This window comes from Halocatena marina (assembly GCF_023276375.1).
GTDB classification, from domain to species: Archaea; Halobacteriota; Halobacteria; order Halobacteriales; family Haloarculaceae; genus Halocatena; species Halocatena marina.
Genome location: NZ_JALLPK010000001.1, coordinates 3,014,419 through 3,028,414 on the forward strand (window position 1 = coordinate 3,014,419; position 13,996 = coordinate 3,028,414).

General features: G+C 57.7%; 17 protein-coding genes. 7 read left to right on the forward strand and 10 right to left on the reverse strand.

Annotation, left to right across the window (positions count from 1 at the left end; all coding sequences use genetic code 11):
• Nucleotides 1-798: an ABC transporter permease subunit gene (locus MW898_RS14160; RefSeq protein ID WP_248908369.1), complete on the reverse strand. Its 798-nt coding sequence runs from the start codon at nucleotides 796-798 to the stop codon at nucleotides 1-3.
• A complete protein-coding gene (locus MW898_RS14165) occupies nucleotides 791-1,774 on the reverse strand; it encodes an ABC transporter ATP-binding protein (RefSeq protein WP_248908370.1) in 984 nt (327 codons plus the stop codon). Before MW898_RS14165 ends, MW898_RS14160 begins: the two co-directional genes overlap by 8 nt.
• 95 nt (nucleotides 1,775-1,869) lie before the next feature.
• On the opposite strand from MW898_RS14165, the gene MW898_RS14170 reads away from it, so the two are divergent.
• The gene (locus MW898_RS14170; protein WP_248908372.1) at nucleotides 1,870-2,481 is read left to right on the forward strand and encodes a TetR/AcrR family transcriptional regulator; all 612 of its coding nucleotides are present in this window, start codon (nucleotides 1,870-1,872) and stop codon (nucleotides 2,479-2,481) included.
• A 73-nt stretch (nucleotides 2,482-2,554) separates the two neighbouring features.
• Here MW898_RS14170 and MW898_RS14175 read toward each other — a convergent pair whose 3' ends face one another.
• From MW898_RS14175 to cofD, 5 genes are all read right to left on the reverse strand, one after another.
• Nucleotides 2,555-2,743 (reverse strand): 30S ribosomal protein S17e, encoded by a 189-nt coding sequence (locus MW898_RS14175; RefSeq protein WP_248908374.1) that lies wholly within the window; start codon nucleotides 2,741-2,743, stop codon nucleotides 2,555-2,557.
• A 76-nt stretch (nucleotides 2,744-2,819) separates the two neighbouring features.
• Nucleotides 2,820-3,413 carry a DUF447 domain-containing protein gene (locus MW898_RS14180; protein WP_248908375.1) on the reverse strand — a complete coding sequence of 198 codons (594 nt, stop codon included), beginning with the start codon at nucleotides 3,411-3,413 and terminating at the stop codon, nucleotides 2,820-2,822.
• Nucleotides 3,410-4,246, reverse strand: a complete 837-nt coding sequence (locus MW898_RS14185) for a triphosphoribosyl-dephospho-CoA synthase (RefSeq protein WP_248908377.1) — start codon at nucleotides 4,244-4,246, stop codon at nucleotides 3,410-3,412. Before MW898_RS14185 ends, MW898_RS14180 begins: the two co-directional genes overlap by 4 nt.
• A complete protein-coding gene (locus tag MW898_RS14190) occupies nucleotides 4,243-5,073 on the reverse strand; it encodes a tRNA-dihydrouridine synthase (protein ID WP_248908379.1) in 831 nt (276 codons plus the stop codon). The genes MW898_RS14185 and MW898_RS14190 overlap by 4 nt, the downstream gene beginning before the upstream one ends.
• Entirely contained in the window at nucleotides 5,073-6,098 is a 1,026-nt protein-coding gene (gene cofD / locus MW898_RS14195) for a 2-phospho-L-lactate transferase (protein WP_248908381.1), read from the reverse strand. The genes MW898_RS14190 and cofD overlap by 1 nt, the downstream gene beginning before the upstream one ends.
• A gap of 188 nt (nucleotides 6,099-6,286) precedes the next feature.
• Between cofD and MW898_RS14200 the strand changes: the two genes are divergently transcribed.
• From MW898_RS14200 to MW898_RS14210, 3 genes are all read left to right on the forward strand, one after another.
• A complete protein-coding gene (locus MW898_RS14200; RefSeq protein ID WP_248908383.1) occupies nucleotides 6,287-7,519 on the forward strand; it encodes an HD domain-containing protein in 1,233 nt (410 codons plus the stop codon).
• Nucleotides 7,516-8,538: an amidohydrolase family protein gene (locus MW898_RS14205; RefSeq protein WP_248908386.1), complete on the forward strand. Its 1,023-nt coding sequence runs from the start codon at nucleotides 7,516-7,518 to the stop codon at nucleotides 8,536-8,538. The genes MW898_RS14200 and MW898_RS14205 overlap by 4 nt, the downstream gene beginning before the upstream one ends.
• An 86-nt stretch (nucleotides 8,539-8,624) precedes the next feature.
• Nucleotides 8,625-9,827, forward strand: coding sequence for an inorganic phosphate transporter (locus MW898_RS14210; protein ID WP_248908388.1), 1,203 nt, complete (start codon nucleotides 8,625-8,627; stop codon nucleotides 9,825-9,827).
• Between the two features lie 48 nt (nucleotides 9,828-9,875).
• Here MW898_RS14210 and MW898_RS14215 read toward each other — a convergent pair whose 3' ends face one another.
• Complete coding sequence (locus MW898_RS14215) at nucleotides 9,876-10,379, reverse strand: gamma carbonic anhydrase family protein (RefSeq protein ID WP_248908389.1); 504 nt, start codon at nucleotides 10,377-10,379, stop codon at nucleotides 9,876-9,878.
• A gap of 161 nt (nucleotides 10,380-10,540) precedes the next feature.
• Here MW898_RS14215 and MW898_RS14220 point away from each other — a divergent pair, with 161 nt between their 5' ends.
• The gene (locus MW898_RS14220; protein ID WP_248908392.1) at nucleotides 10,541-11,329 is read left to right on the forward strand and encodes a BtpA/SgcQ family protein; all 789 of its coding nucleotides are present in this window, start codon (nucleotides 10,541-10,543) and stop codon (nucleotides 11,327-11,329) included.
• A 61-nt stretch (nucleotides 11,330-11,390) separates the two neighbouring features.
• Nucleotides 11,391-12,371, forward strand: coding sequence for a PLP-dependent cysteine synthase family protein (locus MW898_RS14225; protein ID WP_248908393.1), 981 nt, complete (start codon nucleotides 11,391-11,393; stop codon nucleotides 12,369-12,371).
• A gap of 44 nt (nucleotides 12,372-12,415) precedes the next feature.
• Here the strand turns inward: MW898_RS14225 and MW898_RS14230 are convergent, their stop codons facing one another.
• Both MW898_RS14230 and MW898_RS14235 read right to left on the reverse strand, forming a co-directional pair.
• Nucleotides 12,416-12,847: a toxin-antitoxin system TumE family protein gene (locus tag MW898_RS14230; RefSeq protein WP_248908394.1), complete on the reverse strand. Its 432-nt coding sequence runs from the start codon at nucleotides 12,845-12,847 to the stop codon at nucleotides 12,416-12,418.
• A complete protein-coding gene (locus tag MW898_RS14235) occupies nucleotides 12,847-13,383 on the reverse strand; it encodes a winged helix-turn-helix domain-containing protein (protein WP_248908396.1) in 537 nt (178 codons plus the stop codon). The genes MW898_RS14230 and MW898_RS14235 overlap by 1 nt, the downstream gene beginning before the upstream one ends.
• Before the next feature lie 344 nt (nucleotides 13,384-13,727).
• On the opposite strand from MW898_RS14235, the gene MW898_RS14240 reads away from it, so the two are divergent.
• A complete protein-coding gene (locus tag MW898_RS14240) occupies nucleotides 13,728-13,994 on the forward strand; it encodes a hypothetical protein (protein ID WP_248908397.1) in 267 nt (88 codons plus the stop codon).
• Nucleotides 13,995-13,996 lie beyond the last annotated feature (2 nt).

The following is a 13,996-nucleotide window of genomic DNA, read 5'->3' on the forward strand; positions in this document are numbered from 1 at the left end:
TCACGGAATATCTTTTCGGGTGAACCAGAGCTGACTGATGAGGACAAGCACGAGTGTCCCAGCGAGCAACACGCCAGCGCTCGTTACGTCGTATTCGCTGTGAATGAGAACGGCGTTCGGATCGAGATACCGCATCGGCGCAATGTTTCCGAGCCATTCGTAATCGGTGCCAGTAACCAACGATTCGACGAGGAAGAGACCGAACAGCCCGCCGAGCACGCCGCGCTGAGCGATCGAAGCGCGGTTGACGAAGACAGACACGAGGAGTCCAATCGCGCCACAGCACAGGAGATACGGGATCGAAAGCAGATGGATAACCATCAGGTTGACGGCATCGACAGGGTAGCCAACGAGATCGGCACTCACGTAGACCACGACGGGAACGACAGCGTTGATGACGACGAGGGGAACGAACAACGACGCGAACTTCTCCGCGACGAGGCGCGCACGCAAAATCGGGAGCGACAGCAAGAGATCCATCCGTCCACGATCGACATCGTCTGAGAGTAATCCCGCACCGGAGTACGCAAAATAGAGACCGACCAGTAAGATCCACCCGGTCGTGTAGAGTTCGACCGCGAGAAATCCCTCGATAGACGCGAGCGTCTGGAGATTGAACGCCTCGGCCATCGCCGCCGGGTACGAAGCCGTGAGCTGCTCAATCTGTTCGGGGTCTAAGTTTTCGGTGAAAGAGGGATACATCGCGACGAATAGAGCAGCGACGAGCGAAAGGAGGACCGTTAGTCCACTAGTGCTCTTTGCGCGTTTGCGTGCCTCGTAAGCGGTCAGCTCAAACATCGTCTCCTCCGTAGAACCGCATGAAGACGTCATCGAGTGGCGCTTCCTCGATATCAAATTCACGAAGCGTGTGCCGTCCGACAGCATCCACGAGATCGTTAACGTTCCCAGTAAACGTAAACGAAACCTCGGTCTCGCTGCCGCTCTGAACCGAGCGAAACGCGAGTTCGTCTGCGTGTCCGTTGATCTCGTGCTCGCTGTCACTATCACTCATCCCACCTGCGGTGGAGACAGCCCTGATTTCGAGATCGTGAACGCCGTCGAATTCGAACGCAGATTCGTCGACCTCGCCAATGATACGAAGATGGACGACTTTTCCGCTCCGGTGGAGGAGTGCTTCGATCGACTCCGTCGTGACGAGCTGTCCATCGCGCAGGATCGCTACCCGATCACAGAGCCTGCGGACTTCGCTCAGCACGTGTGATGAGAAAAACACGGTTACACCGCGGCGCTGTTCCGCTCGGATGAAATCGTTGAAGCGTTGCTGTACGAGCGGATCCAGACCCGAGGTCGGTTCGTCCATGATGACGAGGGTTGGATCGTGCATGAACGCCTGAACGATAGCGAGCTTCTGGACGTTCCCGGTCGAATACTCGCGCACAGGACGACCAACGGGCGGATCGAATCGTTCTAACAGTTCTTCGCGCCGTTCAGCACCCTTCACGCGAGCGTGGAGATCTAGGATCTCGCTCCCAGTTACGCTCTCATCGAACGCTGGCGTTGCCGGGAGATATCCGATGTCAGCTTTGGCGCTGCGAAGATCACGTTCATTGCGCGTATCGCAGCCGAGAACGGTCGCCGTCCCCGTTGTTGGAGACTGGAAACCAAGGAGCGTCCGTATCGTCGTCGTTTTTCCCGCCCCATTCGGCCCGAGAAAGCCGAAGACCTCGCCCTCTTCAACGGAGAACGTAAGCGAGTCGATCCCAGTCACACTCCCGTATTCCTTCGTCAGGCCGCTCACCTCAATCGCTGCCATGCACCAACTCGATTCTATGACTGTATATCTTTTCTGGTCAGGCACTTATGAACGAGAACTGTTTTGGTTATAAGGTCATGAATGAAAAATGAAGTATGCACGGATTCAGCGACGAGGAGCGAGAACGCATCCGAGAGCAGCTCATCGAGACGGGGCGAGAGTTGCTCCTCACCTACGGGCCGGGCAAGACCACTGTTTCGGACATCACCGAGCCGATCGGGATTGCAAAGAGCACATTCTATCGATTTTTCGACTCTAAGTCTGCTCTGTATCTCCAGATATTCCGGCGAGAGATGGAAGAGTTCGGCGAAACCGTACAGCAAGAGCTGGCGACGGTGGATGATCCACGAGAGGGGCTTGAGCGGCTCTTCAGGTGTTACGCCGAGTTTGCAGAAGAGAATCAGCTCGTACAGCAGACGGTCATTCAGGGCAACTACCAAGAGACCTTTCGTAGTGTCGATCCGGAGAAATTGGAGACAGTACAGCAGGAAGGACCCGTTGAGCTCCTACCACTCATCGAAGATCTCCGAGCACGCAGCAATGGACCACTCGCGGAGGTCGATCCGAGCACAGTGCTCGGTTTAATGGGTGGATCAGTCGGTCTCATGGCCCTCCACAGAGACGAGTTCGACGAGTACGAATCGGGGTACTACAAGCAAGTACAGGACGTGCTCATCACGTCGCTCGCGCGAGGACTCACTGAGTGACGTAGATTAGATCGGATGGAAGGAATGTGGTCCTGCGTGTCGTGACTCGCGTTATGATGCGGTAAGAACAGCGTTATTCAGGCGTGACGCCCTTTTTTCGTGTAATGTACCCAGCGATTCGATTGCGGACTTCCTTCGATTCGATGTTCGTCAACTCTGTGACGAGGTCCTTGTTGCGATCGAAATCATCGTTGAACGCGTCCGAATAGCGCTCCAATAGCACTGTCGCCGTTTTCTTGACGTAGGCGGGTTTGATGGCCATACGGACAAATTCCCGACGACGAGGCTAAAAGGATTCGTTTCGCTCTCTGGCGCAGAGACCGAATGCGATCGATCGATCACTGCCACTCGATGAGCTCTTCGAATCGGGTCCACGCCGTCTGTTCGCGCTCGCTTCCGCAACGATCGACTACGCGTTCGAAGTACGCGATTCGTTCTCGAAGTTGATCAGTGTCGTATTCAGGAACGTCGAGCCGTGAAGCAGCGATTGTCGCCTCGACGACCGCATAGTATCCACGATTGGTGGTCGGAACGACGCGTCGTTCGACGCTCGATTCGATGGGCGAAAGCTCCCACTGCTCCCACTCCGTCTCTCCGTTCGCACCCGCGTCGACCGACTCAACCGAGACGCGGACCCACGCATCAGCCGTATCGAGAATCGGGGTGTCTTCCTCGCGGATCGAGCAGGCTGCCTCGACAAAATCGAGCGGATCGCGGGTGAACTGGAGATACCCCTCGCCGCGTGCGTGGAAGTTCCGCCACGTCCGCGTGCGTCCCCACGTTCGTGCGGTGACACGATGCGCTTTCTGTTCGTGTTCGGAGAACAGTCCGAGGGCAGCGACGTTCCACCGATCGTTTGGTCCGTGTGTCGTGACGATTGACTCGGTGACGCCAGACAGCTCAATCGGCCACGGGTCCTCGTGTGCACTCATACCGACAGCCCCCGTTCGAGCGCGATGAACAGCGCTGCTGCGGTCAGATCGGCCGTTGTTCCGGGATTGATGTCTCGCCGAATGAACTCCTCGGCAAGCGCAGCTGGGTCGATCGCACCTGCGCGAGCTTTGTCTGCTCGCTCGCTCACCTCGGTCGCCGTCGCCTCGTCGTGTTGTTTCACGATGAATGTGTCCGGCTTCGCTGCAAGTAGCCGAATGAAAGCGTCTGCAGCCCGTTCGGAGACGGGTCCGTCGTTCTTCTCGATCCAATCAGCGGCCGCAAACGACCGATCGAAATCCTGTGTCCACTCGCGCGCAACACCGTCGATCTCGGCGCTTTGCTCCATCACGTCGAAGAGTGTGAGTTCGCGCTCGCGGAGCGTCGGTTCCGCACGCGATCCCAGTCTGACATCGAGTGCGTCCATCCCAGAAGGAGGGTCGTTGACAGCGACATCAACGTGCTCGAACGCACGGTAGAAATCACAGGCGTCGTCCACCGTTGTCGAGCGAGCAATCTCGCTCGCGGTCTCGGCGGAGAAATCATCGTGTGCGCTTGCAGCGCGAACGAGCGGGACGAGCAGCAACAACGCACCGAACTGAGTGTTCCCGGCGGACTGTTCGGCCATTCCGACGACACTCCGCTCGAATGCGCGGCCGACGGCCGCCCCGTTCTGTGCGAGAATCAGCCCGGGGATGCTCCCGACAGCTCCAGCCATGAAATGCTCGAATCGAAGGTCGTCGTACTCTCTGTGTCGATCGACGTTTCCCGGCTTCGGCGTCCCGGTTACTTCGAGCAAGAGCGCGAGCTCTGCGTTCTGGGCCGGCGACCTCACGCTGTTCCCTCGCATCCGCACTCGTTTTCATTCTCGCTCTCGCTTTGACTTCCGTTTTGGAACCACTCTGTTGTCGCCTCACGAACGCGTTCGAGAATTCGGGGATCGTCGCTCGGTCGGCCGACGCTCACTGCGTCTGCACCGTACATGAGATACTCACGAACTGTCTCGCGCCCTCGGACGCCGTTGTTGGCGATGATGAACGCATCACTCGTCTCGGCGATCGTTCGAATGATCGACTCCGAATCCATCGCATCCACGTGAATGATGCTCGCTCCCGCCTCGCTCATCCGACGAACGGTTTCCGGGAGATCAACGTTTGCAACCTCCGCGCGAACTTTTACGCTTGTGGTCGCTCCTGTCTCGCTTGCAGCACGGACGGACGCACAGAGCCGATCGGTGTCTGCTAAGAGCGTCTCGCCCGCTCCTGCCGCGCATAGTTCGTCCTGTCGGCAGTGGGCGTTGATCTCGATGATCGCGTCGTGCTCACGACAGACCGCTGCAGCCCTTCGGATCGGCTCGATCGTCGTACTCCGCACGTTGAACCCAGTGGCGAGTGGCGTCTCCTCAAGTGCCGATAGCTCCCGGTCGATGAACGCGATCGGATCGGCCGGAAGAAACTCCTCGCGCTCGCGGGCAACGAGTGCTCGCGCTGCCGCTCGCGTGGGACCGTCGACCGCGATTCCGCCCAGAAACGCACAGCCCGCGTACTCGCTCGCCCGGCGCGCCCACGCGGCGTCCGATGCACCGCTCAGACTCGCTAAGGCGACACGAGGGGTGAAATCAACGCGGGGATGAGACCGAACAGGAACGTGACTATGACCCATCAGGCACCTCCATCAGCCACGGTTTCCAATCGTTCGCTCGCACGGTCAAGCGCCTCGCGGACTGCGCGCGCGACACGCTCTGCGTCCGTTGGAGAGTCCAGTGTCGTGTCCGTTCGCACGACTGGTCGGTCGAGGTCAGTCGGGTCGTCGGTATCGAGAACGAACGCGTCGGCGAACGGATACGCTTTGGCCACACCCGCAGTACTCGCTTCGAATCCCATTGCGCGCATGAGCGTTGCCGCCGGACCCGAGAAGACGCGGTCGCCGATGAACGGAGAGACAGCGACGACGGGCGTCTCGAACAACGCGCGTTCGAAGCGCTCCATCGAAAGCATCGGTCCGATGCTCGTCACTGGATTTGATGGGCCAATAACGACTGGACGATCGAGCGCAGCGAGCACCCTATTGGTCGGCGTCGCCTGTTCTGCACCCCGAAATTCCACGTTTTCAACGGTACATTCGCCGTCACGTGCAACCCAAAACTCCTGAAAGTGCATCGGTCCCTCGGGCGTGTGAATGATTGACGTCACTGGATCGTCGCTCATCGGTAGCAGAGTTCGCTCCAGATCGAAGGCGTCAGCGAGGATTTGTGTCGCTTCGGTCAGCGTGCGACCCTCATCGAGCAGGCTCGTCCGGGTCACGTGGACAGCGCGGTCACGGTCGCCAATGAACATGAACTCCGCGACGCCCGAAAACCGTCGCCAGCTGGCGATCTCACGCCCCGCTGTCTGCTCATCAGGAGGAAGATAACGCGGGCCAGGATCGATACCTGCACTGTCAGCAAGCCGGTGGAGTTCGTCGTGCGTGCTGCTCTCGTCCGAATCGATCCCCCACCACGTCTCCTGGTCGAGGACGCCACCATCCAGAAAGAGGACGGTGTCGAGATCGGGCGAAACGAGCACGCCACCGAGTTCGATGTCGTCGCCGGTATTCCCCACGACGACCGTCTCCGAGGGAGGAAACACCGCGCTGCTCCCGGCGAGGAGTTTCGGCGTGCCCGTCCCGCCGGCAAGGAACGTCGTCATACTCCCATCCGAGAGGTGAATGCGGTTAAGTGCTTGTGCTCATCGCAACAGCGCGAAGCAACGCAGAGCGAAGCAAAGCGGGGCGAAGCGGATCGAACTGCGTCACGGAGGGAATACGAGCACGTTGGACGAGGAGAGTGATGTTCGCCGTCACGGATCTTTTATCGTATCACACCAAATCATCCCTAATGATCACGATCAAGGACAGCGTCCACGACCACATTGAAGTCGAGGGCGTCGCCGCTGCGCTGATCGACACGCCACCGGTCCAGCGTCTGCGTCGGATCGGGCAGCTCGGGACTGTCAACCTCGTGTATCCGTCGGCGAATCACACACGGTTCGAACACAGTCTTGGTGTCTACCACATCGCGAATCAGGCGCTCTCGAAGCTCGGGATCGATGGCCAGAACGCAGACCGAATCCGCGCCGCTGCGCTGCTCCACGACGTCGGCCACGGGCCGTACAGTCACAACACCGAGGATCTCATCCACCGACAGACGGGGAAATATCACGACGAGGTGCACGACATTTTAGAGCGCGAAGCGATGGCGACAGTGCTCGATGACCACGATATTGATCCGTCTGCTGTTGCTGACCTCATCGCCGGTAAGGGACGACTCGGCCAACTCATCTCGGGCGAACTCGATGTCGATCGGATGGATTACCTCGTTCGTGATGCACACCACACCGGCGTTCCGTACGGAACGATCGACCACGAGCGATTCGTTCGGGAGCTTCGGTTCATCGACGGCGAGCTCGTTCTCGCAGCGGGGAATATCCAGACAGCAGAAAGTCTGCTACTCGCACGGGCGCTGATGAATCCAGCTGTCTACAATCATCCCGTCGCCCGAATCGGGAAAGCGATGCTCCGACAGGCAGCCGAGCAACTTCTTCGGTCTGCTGCAACGGACGCCGAAACGCTGCGACGAATGGACGATCACGATCTCATCGCCGCGCTCAGGTCGTGTGAACAGACTGTTGAATACGCGCGCCGTCTCGACGACCGTGATCTCTACAAACGCGCGGTGTGGGTGGAGTTCGAGGACGTCCCAGAGGAGTTGCCCAAGATGAACCACGAACGAATACAGGAGCTGACACGATCGGTGGCTGATACGGCTGATATCGACGAAGATGACGTTATTTTCGACGTTCCGGCTGGACCGTCGATGCCCGAATCAACGAGCCGCGTCGTCGTTAACGATGAAATTCGGCGGCTTGCGAACAGTTCGACGCTGGTCCGTGCGCTGATGACTGCCCAGCGAGACCGGTGGCGATTCGGTGTGTACACCCCGCAAGAATCGATCGACAGTGTCGGGCACGCAACCGAGCGTGTCCTCGGTCTCGATCTCGATGCGCGCGTCAGTGACCGAGTGGGACGACCCGCGACGCTCGATGAGTTCACCGGAGGGAGACAAACGTGACGCAAGAGTTCACCGGCACGATCCTCCGTGGACGAGAGTTCGACCCGATCGAGGGCCGTATCGTCGTCGAGGACGGGACGATAGCGGCGGTCGAGGAAACGAGCGAGGCGGATTCGACAGATCTCATTCTTCCTGCGTTCGTCAACGCACACACGCATCTCGGTGACTCGATTGCAAAAGAAGCAGGCGCGGGACTCACGCTCGATGAACTGGTCGCCCCACCAGATGGTCTCAAACACCGTCTCCTCAGAGTTGCGAGCGATGAAGAGTTGACAGCGGCAATGGAGCGCTCGCTCCGATACATGCAACAAGGCGGTACCGGAGCGTTCATCGAATTCCGTGAAGGAGGCGTTCCGGGCGTTCGGGCGCTTTCGCGGGCGGTAGAGGGACTCGACATCGAGTCCGTCGTTTTCGGACGTGAGTCGATTGCAGCGATGGAAGAAAGCGATGGATTTGGGGCAAGCGGTGCACGCGACAGCGAGTTCGGTCGTGAGCGAGAAGCGACCCGAAAAGCAGGAAAGCTGTTTGCCATTCACGCTGGCGAGCGAGACGCTGCGGACATCGATCCTGCGCTTTCGCTCGCTCCCGACATGCTCGTTCACATGGTGTACGCCGAATCAGATCACCTCGCACGCCTCGAAACGACACAAACGCCGGTCGTGGTCTGTCCCCGATCGAATCTCGTAACCGGTGTTGGACTCCCGCCTGTCCGGAAATTGCTCGATCATACTTCCGTGGCGCTCGGCACGGACAATGTGATGTTGAACAGCCCCTCGATGTTCCGAGAAATGGAGTTCGTCTCTAAACTCACGGAGGTGAGCGCACGCGAAACACTTCGAATGGCGACGATTGCAGGAGCAGACGCTGTTGGGCTGAACTGCGGTCTCATCGAAGAAGGACGCGACGCTCGATTGCTCATTCTCGACGGCGGGAACAACAACCTCGCTGGCGCTCGAAACCCGGTCCGGGCGGTGGTACGCAGGGCAGGTGTGAGCGATGTAAAAGAAGTTATCATGTAACAACCAAACAATTCGCTGCTCGGTTGTGGCTATTGAATAGCCGCGTAACCACGTCCGTTTAAGCCCGTTGGAACGTGTACGTTTGTATGGTCAATTTGTTTCTTCTTGTCGGCCTCGGTGTTGTCGTCTTCGTCGGATTTAACATCGGAGGCTCGAACACGGGCGTTGCATTCGGTCCAGCCGTCGGCTCGAAGTCGGTCTCGAAGAGCGGAGCAGCGGTGATGATGACGGTCTGCTTTTTCGTCGGCGGAGCGACGGTTGGACGGAACGTCGTTGCGACGATGGGTGGAAAGATCGTTCCTTCGAGCTACTTTACGCTCACCGCGAGCATCGTCGTGCTCTTTTTTATTGGATTCGCGCTGTTTCTCGCCAATGTAGTTGGCGTGCCCGCTTCGACATCGATGACCGGCGTCGGCTCAATCGCCGGGCTCGGACTGGCAACGGGTGCGCTCGATTGGGCCGTCATGGGCCGAATCGTCGCTTGGTGGATCGTCTCACCCGTCATCGCCTTTTGGGTGAGCGGCGTCATCGGTCGATATTTCTACCCGCAGTTGGCCCGATGGTTCGCTGTTACCCAGACGGAAGGTCGGTTACTCAAGCTCGATCATTCTGGACCAGTCCCTCGGCCCGCGCTTGGTGAAAACACCACGCAGAGAGAAGCCGTTGGGACGCTCGTGGTGATCGCTGTTGCCTGCTATACGGCGTTCAGTGCGGGCGCATCGAACATGGCGAACGCGATTGCGCCGCTCGTCGGCAGCGAGATGATCTCGATAAACAGTGGCATCTTGATCGCTGGAGCAGCAGTCGGACTGGGTGCGTTCACGATCGCCCGGCGCACGATCGACACGATGGGAAACGACCTCACTGATATGCCGTTGCTCGCAGCACTGGTCGTTGCGGTCGTTAGCTCGACGCTCGTTACGGGACTCTCGTGGCTCGGCGTACCCGTGAGCGTCGTCATCATCTCGACAATGAGTATTGTTGGTCTCGGCTGGGGACGCGCAACCAGAACGGTCACGATCTCCGATACGATTCACGGCGAGTCACCGGAGGTGTCGGTTGGGGCGCTCGCAGCCGACGGACCCGGTCCGACCGTGGGCGACAGCACTTCCGCTCCGGAAGCGACTGATCCAAAACCGATCGGTGATGAGAAAGCGAGAGATCTTCCCTCGGCGGCGGATCTCTTCAAACCGGGAGCAAGCGCACGCGTCATCGCCATGCAGAATCTCGTCCCGGCGCTCGCAACGCTCGCATCATTCCTGCTCTTTCGGTTCGTTCCCTCATTATAAACAAAGAGGAGAGGAGAGGAGTGCCCAGCGCAGTCATTCTCTGTCTCGTCAATCGATCCGTTCGGACGTTTGTTGATGTTGGCGCGCGAGCTCGACGTAATGATCACCAGCGTAGGCCCACGGTGAGTCTTCGACTTCGTCGCGGACTGTTGCTGGTGTACCGACGGCGATCGTTTTGGGTGGGATCTGCGTCTCCTCGGTGACGACGCTGCCAGCAGCGACGATGCTGCGTTCACCGACGTGTGCCCCATCGAGCACTGTTGCGCTCATACCGACCGTCGCGCGCTCACCGACGGTTGCCGCGTGAACGATCGCCGTGTGGCCGATCGTGGCGTACGGGCCGATTTCACAGCCCTCGTGGCAGACGGCGTTGTCCTGTACGTTTGCACCCTCACGGACGACGATAGCGCCCGAGTCACCACGCAGTGTCGTCTGTGGCCAGACGCTCGCATCCTTCTCGATCGTTACGTCCCCGATCACGACTGCGGTCTCGTCAACGTAAGCAGATTCGTGCACGGTCGGCGTCGTCCCGTCAAACGAACGGAGTACCATACCCGTTCGGGGACGAGCACGAGCATAAAACCATCCGCTGACATCTATCACGACAATAGATCACCTCAGCTCGTCACGATTCACTCTCGTACGAGCCGCTACTGATTTCCATTTTCGTAAAGCGACACAACTGACAAGTTCATTCACAGCGCTCTCCTGGTATGGAAGACGTATTTGACACACAGCCGATCATCGGGATGGTTCATCTCGAACCGCTACCGGGGGCACCGCGTTTCGATGGAGATCGGGAGTTCATCCGCGAACGGGCTGTACGGGATGCTCGTGCGCTAATGGCGGGCGGCGTCGATGGTGTGATCGTCGAGAACTTCGGCGACGCCCCCTTTTATTCGGACGACGTTCCGAAACACCTCGTCGCTGAGATGACGCGTCTCGTCAGAGATGTCCGCGAGGCTGTCACAGTCCCAGTCGGGGTGAACGTCCTCCGAAACGACGCACGTGCTGCACTTTCGATCGCTGCTGGCACGGGAGCATCCTTCATTCGTGTGAACGTTCACTCGGGTGCGAGAGTGACCGATCAGGGACTCATCGAAGGACAGGCCCACGAAACGCTCCGACTGCGGGATCGGTTGGACGCAGATGTTCGCATCCTCGCGGACGTCGCAGTCAAACACAGCGAACCGATCGGCAGTGAAAATGTCGAACAAGAAACGCGCGATGCCGTCGAACGAGGGCTTGCAGACGCCGTTGTTGTCTCTGGAGCCGGAACCGGTCGTGCGGTGGACCGAGAGCGACTCGAAACCGTCACGCGTGTCACCGACGATCTCGGCGTGCCAGCGTACATCGGCAGCGGTATGACCCACGAAACCGCGTCCGAATTGCTCTCGATGGCCGACGGTGCGATTGTTGGCTCGGCGCTGAAAGCGGATGGCAAGACGAATAATCCTGTTTCCGAATCGCGCGTCAAATCACTCGTCGAATCGACGAAATAAGGACGATCGTCGATCGAATCCAGCCAGCTTATTACGAACGGTGCGCAATTTTTGCCGAGAAATGACCACACACCGGGAACCGTTGTCGTCGGTCCTCGACACCGTTGGGGAAACGCCGCTCGTCGCCGTGCATGACACACCGGCAGACGTTGCTGTTTATGCTAAGCTGGAATCATTCAACCCCGGTGCGAGCGTCAAAGATCGTATTGGTGCCTACATGGCAGAACAGTTGCTCGAACGGGGCGAGATCGAGCCCGGAGGGACGATCATCGAACCAACGGCTGGCAACACGGGCATCGGGTTCGCAATCGCGGCCCAACAGCTTGGACTCAATTCAATCTTCGTCGTTCCAGAGCGATTCAGCCGTGAGAAACAACAGCTCATGCGCGCGCTCGGCGCAGAAGTCGTGAATACGCCCACGGAAGACGAGATGCAGGGTGCAGTCGAGCACGCACACGAACTCTCTTCGGAAATCGAGAACAGCGTCGTTCCACAGCAGTTCTCGAACCCACTCAATACGGAAACGCATTATGCGACCACAGGACCTGAGATCTACGACGCCCTCGATGGTGAGGTGGGCGCTGTCGTCGCTGGCTGTGGAACCGCGGGAACGCTCATGGGAATCGGCCGCTATGCCCGCGAACGACATTCCGAGACGTACATTGGAGCTGTCGAGCCAGAAGGCTCAGTGTATGGACGCTTTCTCGACCGAGAGCCTGAACACGGCGAGTACAAAACGGAAGGCATCGGAACGAGCGACCCGGCGACGAACGAACTGTTCGAACCGGAACTCGTCGATGACATCATCCAAGTGAGCGACCGAGACGCGCACAACGAATTGAAACGACTCGCCCGCGAGGAGGGCCAGCTCGTCGCATCGAGCGCAGGAGCAGCAAGCGTTGCCGCCCGACAGGTCGCAGACCGGATCAGCGATGGGACGCTTGCGGTTCCGTACTCGACTGTTGTGACCGTGTTCCCCGATTCGAGTGAACGGTACCTCTCGAAAGGAATTTACGAGTCGTTCGAAGAGTGGGACGGGTGAGAGAGGACGTAGTATAGCGTTCGTTTTGAAATGACTGAACTAGTTCACTCCCAGAGTGATGCGATTCGGTCATCAATATTCGCCAGCGTCCGTGTCAACATATCCGCAGAATAGATGTCTTTGACAGGATCATCGACAACATCCGTCCCGTCTGCGTCGGGTGGCCGATGAAAATGAGCGTACGATGCGTGTGGATTGGGATGTCGATCCCATCGGCACTGCCAAACCGTCCCATCGGCGTTCTTTTCCCTGTAGTGAAAGTTGTACTCGTCGTTCTCGTACCACTGGATTTCGAGCGATGCCGATAAAATAATCTGCGGATAGCGATCGTCATCAAGGTCAAGAATGAGCGTCGTCAGCGCGTCATTCTTGCGTACTCCGTTGATTTGGTCGATGAGAGGATGAGTTCGGACCCGTTCATGAAACATTTCAAGGACAGCAGTATCGATTGGGCCGGGGGGTGTCCGTTTGTCCATCACGCGGAAAGTCTGTCGTGCTGACGTCGTTGTGCGATTCGAATCGCATCGTGATAGACACCGGTGTCGCGTCGAATCGATGCCCACTCGTTAACGGTCTCCCATCGTTCATGAACCATCTCGTGTTCGACATCCTCTGGAAATGGTACGGCATCAGGTGTCGACACTTCGTATTTCTCTTGAAACTCGGTATCCGCTGCTTCTAATGACTGCAGTCGGTCGAGTAGCTCCTCATCCGTGTGCTTGGTTGCGAGTTCGTTCGCCCGACGCCAGCGGAAATACTCGTCGTTGCGAGCGTACCGTGTGTGTTGTCCAGTCCACGTTCGTGCGACTCCGAGATCAGCGAGTTCCTTCAGGTGCTTTCGCGCAGCGTTTGGAGAGCACTCGGCCCGCTCTGCAATCTGAGCGACAGGCGTTGGTTCATGGATACCAACGATGACATCCTTGATTCGTTGACGGGTATCGCGTGTTTCGACCCACTGCTCGCGTTGACGCTCGATCGCCTCATCAGATGGCGTTGGACCGAACTCGACCATACGCAATTTTATGCGCTAATAGCTAATATATCTTCGTTCATCAATCGTCGTTCAGAGACATCTGGAAGCCGTACTACATATACAAATACTTTGATGTGAGATATCGTCGGACTGTCCCCCGGATCGGTGATATGTCTGATCGATTTTAATAAATTCAGGGAACTACGTAGTCTTCAAGCCAGAGAGAAACACAGTACGGTGTATTTACAAGTTAGAAAGAAGGAATGATTTCTTCGCTGGTGAGCTAATAGATTTGTTCGCATTTCATGCGTACGGCTGTACTGATCTGGGTCACTGTTTATCCCCGGTATAATTAAGTTCTACACTACTATTGATCACAGATAATGGAAGAAAGACGGCTTTCATATCAGGATCGTGAAAACGGTATTGCAACACTAATTTTGTTCGAAAACGAGGAAATCATTGAACGTTTTCACAGAGATGCTGAGGAATTGCCAGATGGGGCAACAATAGGGGACCAATATCAACCAGAAATCAGGGACGGTGAACTCGTCGCAATGCATTATGACGAAGAGCTTACTGAGAAGAAACGAAAGGAGATCGAAGACACGATTCAGCGGCACCAAGAGGAACGGTTAGAAGAGGACTGAGG